The organism is Curtobacterium sp. 8I-2, assembly GCF_902506155.1.
In the GTDB taxonomy this organism is placed as follows: Bacteria; Actinomycetota; Actinomycetes; order Actinomycetales; family Microbacteriaceae; genus Curtobacterium; species Curtobacterium poinsettiae.
In genome coordinates this window covers 1525221-1539519 of record NZ_LR732827.1, presented here as the reverse complement: position 1 = coordinate 1539519, position 14299 = coordinate 1525221, and the positions used below count along the sequence as shown (strand labels likewise).

The window sequence follows — 14299 nt, the reverse complement described above, 5'->3', positions numbered from 1 at the left end:
CGGACGGACGTCAGCGCCGTCGGGTCGGCCGGATCGCGAGCGACTCGACGGTGCCGCGCTCGGGCAGGTCGACGACGGTGCGGACCGCGGCGGCGACGTCCTCGGGCGCCAGGTAGTAGTCGGTGTCGTAGGACTCCCCGAGCTTCGCCACGAGCTGCCGCTGCATGTCCGAGTCGGTCCGGCCCGGGTGGACGCTCGACACCCGCACGCCGTTCGCCCGCTCCTCTTCGCGCAGGGCATCGGCGAAGGCCCGCAGCGCGAACTTCGACGCCGCGTACACGCCACCGCCGGGGCCCGAGTGGAACCCGGAGCCGCTGTTGATCGGCACGACGATGCCCCGGGCCGCCCGCAGTGCCGGCAGCGCCAGCCGGGTGAGCTCGGCGACCGCGAACACGTTCGTCGCGAAGACCTGCTCCCACACCGCGCGCGGGGTGTCGGCGACGGTGGTGCCCTGCTCGACACCGGCGGAGTGCACGAGCACGTCGAGCCGCGCCGGCAGCGCCGGGACCTCGCCCGCGCCCAGGTCACCGACGAACGGCGCCGCGCTCGGCAGTTCCTGCACGAGGGCGTCCACGGCGTCGGCGGATCGGCCACCCACGAGCACGTGGTGGGTGCGGCCGAGGTCGGCGGCGATCGCGCGGCCGATGCCGCGGGTGGCTCCGGTCACCAGGGCGACCGGACGGTTCTGGAGCTGGTCTGTCGTCACGGAGGCCAGCCTACGGAAGCCGGGCCGGGCCTCCTGTGCGGTCGCGGCGACGACGCAGGACCGTCAGTGCGACGCCGGCGACGACCACGAGACCAGCGAGCGCCACGATGCCCCACGGCGAGCCGGCGAGCGCCGCGACGACCGCCCAGAACACGGCGAGCCCGACGGTCGCGTACAGGAAGGCCCACGCGACGCAGCCAGGGACCATCGCGATCGTGTACCGCCACCAGGCGACCCGTGCCAGCCCTGCTGCGGCGTTCATCACCGTCTGCAGGCCGACCACCACGAAGCTCACCGTGACGACGGGCAGGCCCCAGCGGTCGAGCAGCGCCGAACCACGACGGACCGCCGGCGACCGCAGCCACCCGCCCCACCGCGAGCGGGACGCACCCGTCACCGCGAGCCGCGCGACCCAGTACGTGGCCTGCGCACGGCAGAACACGATCGCGAAGAGCGCGAGGACGAGCCACCGGAACGGGAGCCCCTCGAGGAAGGACGGCACGCTCGCACCGTAGCGTCCCGACCCGGAGAGCGCCCGTCAGCGCCGGTCGGACGCGCGACCCTCAGTCGTTGTCGACGCCCTGGCGGATGCGGATGCCCTCGAGCACGTCCTGCGCGCGCTGCTCGTCCTGCTTCTCGATCTGGCGGGTGTCGCGCTCGGGGAGCTGGATGTCCTCCTCGGCACGGATGCCGGCCTGCAGCTCGCGGCCCCGCTCGATCTCGGCGTCGAACTCGGCACCGAAGAGCAGGGCGTTGTTCGTGATCCAGATCCACAGCAGGAACACGATGACCCCACCCAGGGAGCCGTACGTGGCGTTGTAGTTCGAGAAGTTCCCGACGTAGAACCCGAAGCCGACGCTCGCGATGACCCAGATGAGGATCGCCAGGATCGACCCGCCGCTGACCCAGCGGAACTTCGGCTGCTTGACGTTCGGCGACCAGTAGTAGAGCACTGCGACGACGATGATCGCGATGACGAGCAGGATCGGCCACTGCACGATGAGGAGCACCGTCGCGGCGACGTCGCCCAGGCCGATGACGTCGCCGAAGCTCCGGGCGAGCGGCCCGCTCACCAGCACGAGCAGGCCGACCACGAGCAGGACGACGGTGGTCACCGTGACGCCGAGCATGGTCGGGCGGAGCTTCCAGATCGGCCGGCCCTCGCGGACGTTGTAGATCCGGTTCATCGAGCGGCCGAAGGCGCCGACGTAGCCGGAGGCCGACCAGAGCGCGCCGAGTAGACCGACGATGAAGGTCACGGGGGCGGCGGGCGAGCGGACGAGGCCGTTCACCGGGTCCTTGAGCAGGTTCGCGACGTCACCGCCGCCGATGTTGCGGATGACCTGGAGCAGGGTGTCGATGGTCTTCGCCGGGTCCGACACCAGGCCCAGGATCGACACGACCGCCAGCAGCCCGGGGAACAGCGCGAGCACCGAGTAGTACGTCAGGCTCGCGGCCAGGTCGGTGCACTGGTCGCTCGTGAACTCGCGCAGCGTCTTCTTCAGCGTGTAGACGAGCGTCGGCTTCTTCAGGTCGGTGGGGTTGTCGGGCTTCCGGGAGTCATCCGGGTCCGGCTTCTGCTCTTCGTGCGCCATGGGACTAGCCTCTCGCCTTCACGGCCGTCTTCGACCGCTTGACCGCCTGCTTGCGGTTCTTGTTCGCGCGTCGCTGCACCGCTGCGATGCCGACCTGCTGCTTCACGCGGCCCCGGTGCGCCGGGTCACGCTCGAGGGCTTCCTCGGCGGCCTTCGCCCGTGCCTTGCGACCCTTCCGACCGCCCTGCGACCGCTCCTGCGCCGACGGGGCGTCACCCCGAGCGCCGAACGGCAGCAGCGCGGTGAAGGCCGAGCTCGCCGGTGGCTGCGCCAGGTGCCCGGCGGGCTTGTTCCGGAGCGCGATACCGAGGACGATCGCCGCGACACCGGTCAGGCCGGTCAGCCCCATCGCCACCAGGGGCGTGGGGTCGCGGTGCCACCGCTGCTTCGTCTTGGCGACCGCCAGACGGGTGCGGGCGGGCAGGTCCGCGCGCCGCTTCAGCTCCGTCACGGTGTCCGTGATGCGCTCGCGCGTGCGCACGTTGGCGAGTTCGAGCTCGGGCAGACTGTCCTTGGCCATTCCCCATTTCGTACACGTCCCACCCGGGATGCTGCCCAGCAGCCCGCGCCTACCGTGCCGCACATGCTCTTCCGGGACACCGCCGAGGGGATCCACCGCCTCGAGATCGCACACACCAACACGTACCTCGTCGAGACCGGCGACCGGTTGCTCGTCATCGACGCGGGGTTGCCCGCCGCGTGGCCGCACCTGCAGCTCGCCGTGCACGACCTGGGCTACACGCCCGATCGGGTCGAGGGCCTGCTGCTCACGCACGGGCACTTCGACCACGTCGGAACCGCTGCGCGGATGCACCGCGACTGGGGCACGCCCGTCTTCGTGCACCCGGGCGACCGGCACCTCGCCGCGCACCCGTACTCGTACCGGCCCCAGGCGAACCGCTTCGGGTTCGTGGCGCTGCACCCGGGCGGCCTGCGTCCCCTGGGTCGGATGCTGCTCGCCGGTGCGGCCACGGTCAACGGCATCGCCGACACCGAGCCGCTGGAGAACCGCGCCGACGTGCCCGGCACCCCGTGGATCATCGAGACCCCCGGGCACACCGACGGGCACGTGGCCCTGCACTTCGCCGACCGCGACGCCGTGATCGCCGGGGACGCGCTCGTCACCTTCGACCCGTACACCGGCGGGATCGGACCGCGGATCGTCGCACCTGCGGCGACGTCGGACGTCGACACGGCGGTCGCGTCGCTCGAGCTGCTGGCGGACACCGAGGCGAAGCACGTGCTGCCGGGCCACGGGTCAGCATGGTCGCTCGGCGTGCGGCGGGCCGTCGCGCAGGCGCGGCGGGCGGCGGGCGCCGCCTGACGCGAGACCAGCTCGCGAGTCCACGCGCGCAGCGACACGTCACGGGCGCTCCGACGCGTGGACTGTCGGTGAGCGCGAAAGGTCACCGACGCGGTGGAGCGACCGACGACGGCCTGGAGGCGCGGTGCGGGCCCGCCCCGTGCCTCCAGGCCGTCGGTGGGTGCGGTCAGGACGGGACGACGACGTCCTCGGGCAGGCCGGACGCCGCGGAGCGGCCGGCGGCCTCCATCAGCGCGAGGCTCCGCAGGTTGTCGCGCCCACTCGTCTCCGGGGCGGGACCGCCCTGCACCGAGCGGGCGAACGCCTGCAGGCCGCCCTGGCGGTCGGTGTGTGCGAGCACGGGGAGCTCGACCACTTCGGCCTCGTCGTCCTGGGTGCGGCGGACGGTCACCCGGTCGCCGGCAACGGCGTTCGGCTCGCCGTCGCGGCTCGTGAACCAGACTTCGCCGTCCTCACCCTCGATGCTCCACTCGCCGGCCCACGCGGTGCGCGGGCCGCGGCTCAGCCAGCTGCCGCGGTAGTTGACGACCGTGCCGCCGTCGAGCTCGATGATCATCGAGGCGACCGCTTCGTCCTGGTACTTGCTGTAGGCGGGGTAGCTGGCCTTGGCGAAGACGCGAACGGCCTCTTGCCCGGTGATCATCCGGAGCAGGTCGAAGTGGTGGATCGCCATGTCGTTGATCATCGCGTGCGGGAACCGGTAGTGCGGGTACGTCTCGGCGGGCTGGTCGTTGTCCCACTGCCGGAAGTCGACGTTGATCGCGGAGACCTCACCGACGACGTCGGCCTCGAGCATCTCCTGCACGACCCGCGGTGCCGGGTACCAGCGGTAGTTCTGGCTGACCTGCAGCACCAGGCCGAGCTCCTCGGCGCGGCGGACCGCGGTGACGGCCTCGTCGGTGGTGTTCGCGAACGGCTTCTCGACCAGGACGTGCTTGCCGGCCTCGAGCGCCTCGAGCGCGAGCGGCACGTGCGTCACGGCCGGGGCGGTGATGACGACGGCATCGGCCTCGACCGTGGCGAGCGCCTCGGTCAGGGACGCGAACGCGGCGGAGGCCGGGAGCCCGAGGTCGGTCCGCACGGCCTCGAGCGTCGGCGCCGACGGGTCGACGATCCCGACCACCTGCACTTCCGACACCTCTGGGATGGCGGTGCGGGCCCAGTTGCCGCCCCACCCTCCGAGACCGACGTGGATGATCCGGACGCTCATGCGTGCACTCCTTCGTGGCTGCCGTCGTGGCTGGTGTCGCACCACGGTCGCCGCGGTGCGTGCGTCCAGTCTGTCAGTGCGTGTAGGCGTACGCGATGAGTGCCATCGTGACGATGAAGCCCGCCAGGTAGTTGATCCAGAGGAACCGCTTCCAGCCGGCGTTCGCGGCCTCGGCGCCCTGGTCGGTGATGTTCCACCACGGCAGCACGTTGAGCGCGTACGGGAGGACCACGATCGCGGCGATCGGCCCGGGGAACGCCGAGAACAGCAGGGCGACGCCGGCGACCAGGTACGCGACGAAGGCCAGCCGCACGGTCGCCCGCGCACCGATGACGGTGGCGACCGAGCCGATGCCGCCGGCCCGGTCGGCCAGGACGTCCTGCACGGCACCGAACGCGTGCGAGGCCACGCCCCACAGGAAGAACGCGATGCACACGGCGACGAGCTCGCCGGTCCAGTGCGGCCCCGCGAGGGCGAGACCGAAGATCGCCGGCGAGACGAAGTGCGTGCTCGACGTGAGCGAGTCGAGGAACGGCTTCTCCTTGAACCGCAGCCCCGGCGCCGAGTACGCGATGACCGCGAAAACGCTGATCGCCAGGACGAGCCACGACCACGGACCGTTGCCGCTGACCGCGCCGAGCACCACGAGCGCGACGAGGAAGGGGACGTTCGTGACGACGACGGCCCACAGCGTGGCACGGTGCACGCTCCTGTCGAGCAGGGCGCCCTCGACGCCGCCCTTCCGCGGGTTGCGCAGGTCGGACTCGTAGTCGAAGACGTCGTTGATGCCGTACATCGCCAGGTTGTAGGGCACCAGGAAGTACACGACACCGACCAGGAACGCGATCAGCGAGAACCCGCCGCCGCCCTCGACGCCGACCCCGCTGCCGAGCAGGTACGCCGCGCCGAACGGGTACGCGGTGTTCACCCAGCTGATCGGCCGCGACGACACGAACAGGGCGCGCAGGGTCGACGGCCTGGAGGCGGTGCTGGCGTTCACTTCGTGTCCTCTGCTGGTGCTGGCTCCGCTGGTGCTGGGGTCGGGTGGGGCGCGGGGCGCGCGCCGGTCCGGTCGAACAGGACCCACAGGCTGGGCAGCAGCACGATGGCGGACATCGCGTAGGCGAGGTCCTCGACCGGGATCGCACCGATCTTCGCACCGCTGATGAGCGAGGGGTCGTAGGCGACGATGCGCAGCGTGACGATGACGTTGTCGAACACCATCGTCATCACCAGCAGCGCGATGCCCGCGATCACGGACGTGAGCACCGCGACCCGGCGGCCCACCGCGGGCAGCCGACCCGCGGCGCGTGCACGGCGCGCGGCGACGACCCCGGCGATGATGCCGACGACGGCCGTGACGCCGAAGAACGGCAGGGCCAGGAGCGCGTACGCCCCGGCGCCGTTCACGCCTGCCGCCGGTCGGTCGCCCGCTGGACGAGCGGCCGGACGAACCCGACCAGGTCCATCGTCGAGTAGCAGAGCAGCAGCAGGAAGAAGAGCTCCTCGAGCGGGACCTCGGGCGCCAGGAGCACCCCGGTGAGCAGGTTCTGCGGCCCGATGAAGAAGATGCCGGCCGCAACACCGGCGATGTCCCACACCATGAAGAACGCGACCCCGACGACCGTCACGGCCGCCGCCCGCCACGGCGCCCGCCAGAAGAACAATCGGAAGCGGGCGTCCAGCACGGTCATGCCGACCAGGGACACCACCAGGCCGGCGAGGTACAGCCCTGGCATCAGGCGGTCTCGGTTCGGTCCCTCGGGGCCCCGAGGGGTGTCGGCAGCGGCTCAGTGCTCCGGTCGCCGTGGATGCGCTTGAGCAGGACCTCGGCGCTGATCAGGCACATCGGCAGACCGATGCCCGGGATCGTCGAGGCGCCGACGTAGTACAGCCCCTCGACCTTCTTCGACGCGTTCTTCTCGCGGAAGAACGCGCTCTGCTTCAGCGTGTGCGCCGGACCGAGCATCGAGCCGCTCCAGGCGTTCAGGTCGTCGGCGAAGTCTCGGGGCCCGATGGTGCGACGGACCCGGATGCGGTCGCGCAGGTCCGGCACCCCGGCACGCTCGGCCAGCACGTCGATCGCACGGTCGGCGATCTGCTCGACCTGGTAGTCGCCGGCGCCGTCGATGCCACCCTTGCCGATCGACAGGTCGGCGGGCAGGGGCACCAGGATGAACAGGTTGCTGGTGCCGGGCGGGGAGACGCTCGGGTCGGTCTCGGACGGGGCGCAGACGTAGATCGACGCGGGGTCCGGCACGTGCCGGTCGTCCCCGAAGATCGCGCCGAAGTTGGCCTTCCAGTCCGCGGTGAACATCAGGGTGTGGTGCAGCAGCCCCGGCGTCGGACCGTCGATGCCCAGGTACACGAGCACCGCGCTCGGCCCCGGGTCGCGCTTCTTCCAGTGGTCGGCACCGTGGGTGCGGTGCTCCCGCTCGAGCAGCTGCATCTCGGTGTGCTGCAGGTCGGCCGCGCTGACCACGAGGTCCGCGGGGGCCGTGTGCTGCACGCCGTCGCGGTCGCGGTGGACGACACCGGTGGCGACGCCGTCCTCGACGACGATCCGTTCGACCTTCGCGCCGGCGATGATCTTCGCGCCCTCGGCACGGGCGACCCGCTCGACGGCGGAGATCACCTCGGTGATGCCGCCCTTCGGGTAGAGCACGCCGTCGGACAGGTCCAGGTGGCTCATCAGGTGGTACATGCTCGGCGCCGCGTACGGGCTCGTGCCGAGGAACACCGCCGGGTAGCCGAGGATCTGCCACAGGCGGCGATCGCGCACGGCGGTCTCGGCGAAGGTCGAGAGCGGCTCGAGCAGCAGGCGCGCGAGCTTCGGCAGGCGCCGGAGCACGTCGGGTGCCGCGAGCTTCGTGAGGTCCTGGAACGTCGTGTACAGGAACCGGCGGACGGCCATCCGGTAGGTGTCCTCGGCCGACGCCAGGTACTTCCGCATCCGCTCGCCGGCACCGGGCTCGATGGACTCGAACAGCTCGATGTTGGCCTCGGCGTCGGCGCGCAGGTCGATCGGCTCGTCGTGGCCCTCGCTGTAGACGCGGTAGCCGGGGTCGAGCTTCACCAGGTCGAGCTCGGCCTCGGCTGACGTGCCGAGCAGCTGGAAGAAGTGGTCGAACACCTCGGGCATGAGGTACCACGACGGCCCGGTGTCGAACCGGAACCCGTCCTGCTCCCACGAACCGGCACGGCCGCCGAGCTGCGTGCGCTGCTCGAGCACCGTCACCGAGAAGCCGTCGCGGGCGAGCAGCGCAGCGGCCGCCAGGCCGCTGATGCCGCCGCCGATGACGACGGCACGACGTGCCGGCACCTTGCGCCGGGTGGTGGGGGCGACCGTCTTCGGTCGGGAGGCGCGGGGCGGGGTCATGACGAGCCTCCCGGCCGGTGGGTGGTTGCGCGCGACCGGAGCGGTCCGCGTCCGGCGAGGACCTGTGCCGCGAGGCGGACCTTCACCGGGTTGGGGACGCGCACGCGCGTCGTGACGAGACGGCTCGCCGGGGTGCGCGCGAGTCGGTCGTTGAGTTCCTGGAAGAGCGCGTGTGCGAGCCCGACGGCGTTGCGGGCATCGGCCGGCAGCAGGCGGATCGTCCGCGCGGCGTGGTCGAGGTCGGCCTGCACGTCGGCGACCAGGCGGTGCTTCGTGGCCTCGTCGAAGGAACGGATGTCGACGCCCGGGAAGTACGAGCGACCGAGCACCTCGAAGTCGGCGTGCAGGTCACGCAGGAAGTTCACCTTCTGGAACGCCGCACCGAGCGCACGCGCCCCGGCGACGAGCTCGGCCTGGTCGAACGTCGGCTTGCCCGCGCGGTACACGAACGCACGCAGGCACATCAGGCCCACGACCTCGGCCGAGCCGTACACGTACGCGTCGAACGAGGCGTCGTCGTGCTCGGTGCGCTCGAGGTCCATGCGCATCGAGGCGAAGAACGGGGCGGTGAGCTCGGCGCCGAAGCCGGTGGTGCGGGCGGTGCGGGCGAAGGCGTGGACCACCGGGTTCACCGAGAAGCCGAGCGCGATGGCCCGTTCGGTGTCGGCCTCGAGCTCGTCGAGCACGGTCCGGGCGAGCTCGCGGTCGAGCCCGGCCTCGGTCGCGGGGCCGTCGACGACCTCGTCCGCGACGCGGACCAGCGCGTAGACGTTGCGGATGTGCTCGCGCGTGTCGCGGGCGAGCATGCGGCTCGCCAGGCCGAAGGACGTGGAGTACCGGTCGATGACGACACCCGACGCGGCCTCGGCCGTCGCGTCGTAGAGCTGGAGGCGAGCCGGACGGGATCCGGTCGCCGTGGTGGTGCTGTGGGTCACCGGGCGCGCTCCACGAGTTCGGTCACGAGGGCCTCCAGGCGGTCGGCGAGTTCGTACGGCAGCCGGGCGAGTTCGGCCCGGGCGAGTGCGGTGTGGTCAGCGACACGTGCTTCCGCGGCGCCGCGCGCACCGCAGGACACCAGGGTCGCACGGACCTCGTCCGCGCGGGCCTCGGTCAGGTCCGGGTCACCCAGGTACGGCTCGAGGTCGGGCCAGCAGTCGGTGGTCGCCGCGTACGCGATGAGCATGGTGCGCTTGCCCTCGCGCAGGTCGCCGAGAACGGTCTTGCCGGTCATGGTCTCGTCGCCGAACACCCCGAGCAGGTCGTCGACGATCTGGTAGGCGATGCCGATCTCGCGGCCGAAGGCACCGAGGGCGGTGACGATCTCCTCGTCGGCGCCGGCCAGCACCGCACCGGACTGCAGCGGCGCCTCGAACGAGTACACGCTCGTCTTCGCCCGCTCCATCGCCAGGACCTCGTCCACCGTCGGCATCACCCCGAGTGCCAGGTCGACGTCGGTCATCTCGCCGGCGGCGCTGGCGAACACGGCCTCGTCGAACAGCTCGAGCAACCGCTCACGCCGGGTGCCGTCGACGCCCGCGGCCTCGATGAACCGAGGTGCCCCGGCGAGCGCCAGGTCACCGGCGATCACAGCGGCACTCATCCCCCGGTGCTCGGCGGTCGGCAACGGCAGTCCACCCGTCGTCCCGTTGTCACGGAACGACCCGGCGACGTTCGGCTGCCCGCGGCGCGACCAGTCACGGTCGATGACGTCGTCGTGCACCACCAGCGCGGTGTGCAGGAGTTCGTAGGCCGCCGCGACGTTGGCGGCGGCGTGCGCGTCGGTGCCGCCCATGCCGGCGTACGCGGTCATGACCATGCGCGGCCGGAAGCGCTTGCCGCCCATGCTCGCCTTGCGGAGCACGCGCCACAGCTCTTCCGACGGTCGGCCGTAGCGCTCGGCGCGCGCCGACGACACGGCGAAGAAGCGCTCGAGGCAGTCGTCGACGAGCGCGAGGTCGATGTGCGGCACGGTGGTCGCTTCCTCGCTCATTGGCCTAACCTATCGACTCAGATGAACGCTTTCCCTGAATCCGTGGTGCTCCTGTCCGACGACCGTACCCCGATCGGCACGGCGGACAAGTTCACGGTCCACACTGCCCACACGCCCCTGCACCTGGCCTTCTCGTGCCACGTCCGGAACACCGACGGCGACGTCCTGGTGACCCGACGAGCGCTGTCGAAGAAGACCTGGCCGGGGGTGTGGACGAACACCTTCTGCGGTCACCCCGGTCCGGACGAGTCCTTCGAGGACGCGATCGCCCGTCGCGCCGCTCGCGAACTCGGCATCACCATCCGTGACGTCGAGGTCGTGCTGCCGGAGTTCCGGTACCGCGCGGTCGACGCGTCGGGCATCGTCGAGAACGAGGTCTGCCCCGTCTTCCGTGCCGTGACCGACGACACACCGGCGCCCGCGGACGACGAGGTCGCCGAGTGGGCCTGGGTGTCCGAGGATTCTCTCAGGCAGGCCGTCGCCGGTGCGCCGTTCGCCTGGAGCCCGTGGCTCGGGTGGCAGCTGGCCGAGCTCGAGACCGCTGGGTTGCACGTCACGCGCTGACGCTGCTGCGTCTGCGTCTGCGTGTGCACCTGCGCCTGAGCGAATGCGCGCCGGCGCTGCGCGGAGCCGGCCGTTGCGGCCTGGCAGGGTGGACAGCGACGCCTGCCAGGCCCCTACCGGGCCGCTCAGGACCAGGCGTTCGACACGCACTTCGCGATCGTGCCCGTCGTGAAGCCAGCCGCCGCGGCGAGACACGGAGCGCAGAGCACCATGGTCGCGCAGGCTGCGCCGCACGCGACACCGAGGACTGCGATCACCGCCCAGCTGATCCCGATGCTGTTGAGGCAGTTGTTCAGTCGCTTCCAGTCGAGGCCGTACGTCCCGACGGACGATGCCTGCTCCGCTTCGGTTCCCTGTGTGAGGTCCACGTTCTTGGTCAGCTGACCGTCCTGCCACATCGCGAAGTGCACCACGGTTGCGGACGTCATCGCGGAGGCCATCTCGGTGATGGTCGTCTCACCGTCCACGGTCACGAACGAGAGCTTCGTCATCTCCGGGACGTCGGTCCCGAGGAGCGGGACCGAGACGACGTCGGCGCCCTCGTAGGTGTAGGCAGTGGCACCAGCCCAGTCAGGTCGCAGTCCTGAGCGTGCGGAGTACCCCGCTTCCCGAGCCGCCGAGACCGCGTTCGAACTCCGGTTGCGCCCTTCGACTCGGAGCTGCGAAGCGAGCTGGACGAGCCGTCCTGTGCCTGAGGGGTCCGTGACCGTCACGGCACTCGACGCGTCGGCTCGTGCCGGCGCCACGACGCCGACGAGCGCGACCGCTGCGGCGGCCGCGGCGACGAACGCCACCCCCGAGAGTGCCAGCGTGCGCTTCTGACGGGGACGCCTCGGTCGCATCTCACGGATCGACGCTGTGCCGATGCCAGCGGCGCCCAGGAGCCACCACACGACGGCGACATCGCGGAACCCCGGGGCGAACGACAAGGCGACGCACCCGATCGACGCCAGGATGATCCCGATGGTGGGCGACTGCTTCTTGACCATGACACTCCTTCGTGCTGGCATCCAGTGTTCTGGATATCAGGACACTAGCGTCCGGGTCGGGGTGCAGCAAGGGTTCTCATGACCGATGTGGAAAGCCGAGATCGAAGTTGTCCGACCCACGCCGCAGGCGTACGCTCGACGGTCGGCAGCGCTCTGGGCGCCGCCACGACGAGACGAGAAGGGCAGGTGAGGCGCGATGTCGGGTGACCATCCTCGATCGGGCCGGCCGCCCGTGTCGGTCGTCGCGCCCGTTCGCTGACCCTGCCCCGCCCCGGATCGCCTCCGGGGTGCCATCGCGCCCGCCTGCTCCCCACCGAAGGAGCACGCACATGGCACTGATCGACAACGCGATCTACGTCCGGGGACGCCGCGTGGAGTCTCCGTCGACCCTGTCGCGCCCGGCTCGTGGCGACCTGACCTGGATCGGGCTGCTCCGGCCCGACCCGCACGAGCTCGAGGCCGTCGCCACCGAGTTCGACCTGCACGAGAACGCCGTCGAGGACGCCCGCAAGGGGCACCAGCGCGCCAAGCTCGAGCGGTACGGCGACACCCTGTTCCTGGTGCTCCGGCCGGCCTGGTTCGACCCGTCCGAGGGCACCGTGGAGTTCGGCGAGGTCCACCTGTTCGTCGGCGACCACTTCGTCGTCAGCGTCCGGCACGCCGCGCGCCCCGACCTGGCGGCACTTCGGGCACAGGTCGAGGCGGACCCGGAGTTCCTGGCGAAGGGGTCCGAGGCGGTCACCGCGGCCGTGCTCGACGAGGTCGTCGACGGGTACGGGCCCGTCGTCCAGGTGCTGCAGGAGCAGATCGACGCCATCGAGGACCAGCTGTTCGCCGGGCAGGTCGACCCCGGGGTCTCGAAGCGCATCTACCAGCTGCTCAGCGAGGTCCTGGCGTTCCAGCGCGCGACCACCCCGGTGCCCGCGATGGTGACCGGGCTGCTCCGCGGTGCCGACAAGTACGGCGTGGACGACGACGTACAGCACCGGCTCCGCAACGTGCACGACCACGCGCTCCGTGTCACCGAGCGGGTCGACTCGTTCCGCGCCCTGCTCGAGAACGCCCTGACCCTGCACGCCACCCTGGTGTCGCAGGAGCAGAACGAGGCGATGCGGCGGATGACCAGCGCGAGCCTGGCGCAGGGCGAGGAGAGCCGGCAACTCGCCCGGGCAGCGCACCGCCAGGGCGAGGAGGTCAAGAAGATCTCGTCGTGGGCGGCGATCCTGTTCGCGCCCGGCCTGATCGCCGGTGTCTACGGGATGAACTTCGACCACATGCCCGAGCTGCACTGGCACTACGGCTACCCGGTCGCGATCCTCGGCATGCTCCTGCTGATGGGCGTGCTCTGGGCGATCTTCCGCAAGCGCAACTGGCTCTGAGCGGACGGCGGATCGGCGCACAGGTGGCGCCGATCCGCTGGACGTGCATAATGATCTGGCCCGGATGTGAACGTGCACATCGATGTGCCACGACACCCGGGCGGAAACGAGCAGCAATGGCGTCATCGCGGACACAGCAACCGCGTTCGCCCAGCATCCGTGACGTCGCACGGATCGCGGGCGTCTCGCACCAGACCGTCTCGCGGGTGCTGAACAACTCGGACGCGATCCGGGCCGAGACGCGCGACAAGGTCCTGGCGGCCATGGAGCAGCTGCAGTACCGGCCGAACCGGGCCGCGCGCGCCCTGGTGACGAGCCGGACGCACACGATCGGCGTCCTGACGGCCCGTCGCGCCCACTACGGTCCCGCGGTCGCACTGCAGGCGATCGAGGACGCCGCGATGCTGCGCGGCTACTCCGTCACGACGGCGAACATCGCCGAGGCGACCGACGCCGCCGTGCGTGAAGGGCTCGGACACCTGCTCGACCTGGACGTCGAGGGCATCGTCGTCATCGCGCCCCAGCAGCGGGTCTTCGACCTGATCGCCGAGCTCGGAATCCGCACCCCCTACGTCACCATGCGTGCCAGCGTCGGCGAGGACCCCACGGCCCTGTGGGTGGACCAGATGGAGGGCGCACGACTCGCGACCGCGCACCTGCTCGACCTGGGACACGAGTACGTCCGGCACATCGCCGGCCCACAGGACTGGATCGAGGCCGACGCCCGCATGCAGGGGTTCCTGCGCGAGATGTCCGACCGCGACATGGCCGTCGCCCCGCCGATCCTGGGCGACTGGACCGCCGACTTCGGCTACCACGCCGGCCGCGAGCTGCTGCGGTGGCGGGACTGCACCGCGATCTTCTGCTCGAACGACCAGATGGCGCTCGGCGTCATGCACGCGGCGCGCTCGTACGGGCTCGACGTCCCGGGGGACCTGTCCGTGGTCGGCTACGACGACATCCCCGAGGCGAAGCACTTCTGGCCGCCGCTGACCACGGTGCAGGTCGACTTCGCCGAGCTCGGGCGTCGCTGCGTGGACCTGCTGCTGCCGAGTGAGGGCGAGCTCCTCCGCCCGATCGACATCGTCCCGCAGCTGGTCGTGCGCGCTTCGACGAGCGCACCCCGCACGCGCTGACGCGCTCGGGGCCGGCGGCGGCGGCGG

At 71.2% G+C, this 14299-nt stretch carries 16 protein-coding genes; 4 read left to right on the top strand and 12 right to left on the bottom strand.

What is annotated here, in order from left to right:
- Positions 1-10: 10 nt before the first annotated feature.
- The 4 genes from BOSE127_RS11165 to BOSE127_RS11150 all read right to left on the bottom strand — a co-directional run bounded on the left by BOSE127_RS11165 (position 11) and on the right by BOSE127_RS11150 (position 2821).
- Positions 11-706, bottom strand: coding sequence for an SDR family oxidoreductase (locus BOSE127_RS11165; protein WP_042538655.1), 696 nt, complete (start codon positions 704-706; stop codon positions 11-13).
- A 10-nt stretch (positions 707-716) separates the two neighbouring features.
- On the bottom strand, positions 717-1208 hold the full coding sequence (locus BOSE127_RS11160) for a DedA family protein (protein WP_017886411.1): 492 nt from the start codon (positions 1206-1208) through the stop codon (positions 717-719).
- A 61-nt stretch (positions 1209-1269) separates the two neighbouring features.
- Complete coding sequence (locus BOSE127_RS11155) at positions 1270-2301, bottom strand: YihY/virulence factor BrkB family protein (protein WP_071250618.1); 1032 nt, start codon at positions 2299-2301, stop codon at positions 1270-1272.
- Positions 2302-2305: 4 nt separating this feature from the next.
- On the bottom strand, positions 2306-2821 hold the full coding sequence (locus BOSE127_RS11150) for a hypothetical protein (protein ID WP_159557204.1): 516 nt from the start codon (positions 2819-2821) through the stop codon (positions 2306-2308).
- A 63-nt stretch (positions 2822-2884) separates the two neighbouring features.
- On the opposite strand from BOSE127_RS11150, the gene BOSE127_RS11145 reads away from it, so the two are divergent.
- Entirely contained in the window at positions 2885-3625 is a 741-nt protein-coding gene (locus tag BOSE127_RS11145; protein ID WP_159557202.1) for an MBL fold metallo-hydrolase, read from the top strand.
- A gap of 166 nt (positions 3626-3791) precedes the next feature.
- Here BOSE127_RS11145 and BOSE127_RS11140 read toward each other — a convergent pair whose 3' ends face one another.
- The 7 genes from BOSE127_RS11140 to BOSE127_RS11110 form a co-directional block, all read right to left on the bottom strand.
- Positions 3792-4835: a Gfo/Idh/MocA family protein gene (locus BOSE127_RS11140; RefSeq protein WP_017886415.1), complete on the bottom strand. Its 1044-nt coding sequence runs from the start codon at positions 4833-4835 to the stop codon at positions 3792-3794.
- Between the two features lie 73 nt (positions 4836-4908).
- Positions 4909-5835 (bottom strand): prenyltransferase, encoded by a 927-nt coding sequence (locus BOSE127_RS11135; RefSeq protein WP_017886416.1) that lies wholly within the window; start codon positions 5833-5835, stop codon positions 4909-4911.
- On the bottom strand, positions 5832-6245 hold the full coding sequence (locus tag BOSE127_RS11130) for a lycopene cyclase domain-containing protein (RefSeq protein ID WP_052481744.1): 414 nt from the start codon (positions 6243-6245) through the stop codon (positions 5832-5834). Before BOSE127_RS11130 ends, BOSE127_RS11135 begins: the two co-directional genes overlap by 4 nt.
- Entirely contained in the window at positions 6242-6574 is a 333-nt protein-coding gene (locus BOSE127_RS11125) for a lycopene cyclase domain-containing protein (RefSeq protein ID WP_017886418.1), read from the bottom strand. Before BOSE127_RS11125 ends, BOSE127_RS11130 begins: the two co-directional genes overlap by 4 nt.
- Positions 6574-8214: a phytoene desaturase family protein gene (gene crtI, locus BOSE127_RS11120; protein WP_082509494.1), complete on the bottom strand. Its 1641-nt coding sequence runs from the start codon at positions 8212-8214 to the stop codon at positions 6574-6576. Before crtI ends, BOSE127_RS11125 begins: the two co-directional genes overlap by 1 nt.
- Positions 8211-9149, bottom strand: a complete 939-nt coding sequence (locus BOSE127_RS11115; RefSeq protein WP_017886420.1) for a phytoene/squalene synthase family protein — start codon at positions 9147-9149, stop codon at positions 8211-8213. Before BOSE127_RS11115 ends, crtI begins: the two co-directional genes overlap by 4 nt.
- A complete protein-coding gene (locus BOSE127_RS11110; protein ID WP_017886421.1) occupies positions 9146-10204 on the bottom strand; it encodes a polyprenyl synthetase family protein in 1059 nt (352 codons plus the stop codon). The genes BOSE127_RS11115 and BOSE127_RS11110 overlap by 4 nt, the downstream gene beginning before the upstream one ends.
- Positions 10205-10225: 21 nt before the next feature.
- On the opposite strand from BOSE127_RS11110, the gene idi reads away from it, so the two are divergent.
- On the top strand, positions 10226-10768 hold the full coding sequence (idi, locus tag BOSE127_RS11105) for an isopentenyl-diphosphate Delta-isomerase (protein ID WP_031259371.1): 543 nt from the start codon (positions 10226-10228) through the stop codon (positions 10766-10768).
- 125 nt (positions 10769-10893) lie between these two features.
- Here the strand turns inward: idi and BOSE127_RS11100 are convergent, their stop codons facing one another.
- Complete coding sequence (locus BOSE127_RS11100) at positions 10894-11757, bottom strand: hypothetical protein (RefSeq protein ID WP_159557200.1); 864 nt, start codon at positions 11755-11757, stop codon at positions 10894-10896.
- A gap of 329 nt (positions 11758-12086) precedes the next feature.
- On the opposite strand from BOSE127_RS11100, the gene BOSE127_RS11095 reads away from it, so the two are divergent.
- Positions 12087-13136: a magnesium and cobalt transport protein CorA gene (locus tag BOSE127_RS11095; RefSeq protein ID WP_056069638.1), complete on the top strand. Its 1050-nt coding sequence runs from the start codon at positions 12087-12089 to the stop codon at positions 13134-13136.
- Positions 13137-13252: 116 nt separating this feature from the next.
- Positions 13253-14272 (top strand): LacI family DNA-binding transcriptional regulator, encoded by a 1020-nt coding sequence (locus tag BOSE127_RS11090; RefSeq protein WP_017886425.1) that lies wholly within the window; start codon positions 13253-13255, stop codon positions 14270-14272.
- Positions 14273-14299: the final 27 nt, after the last annotated feature.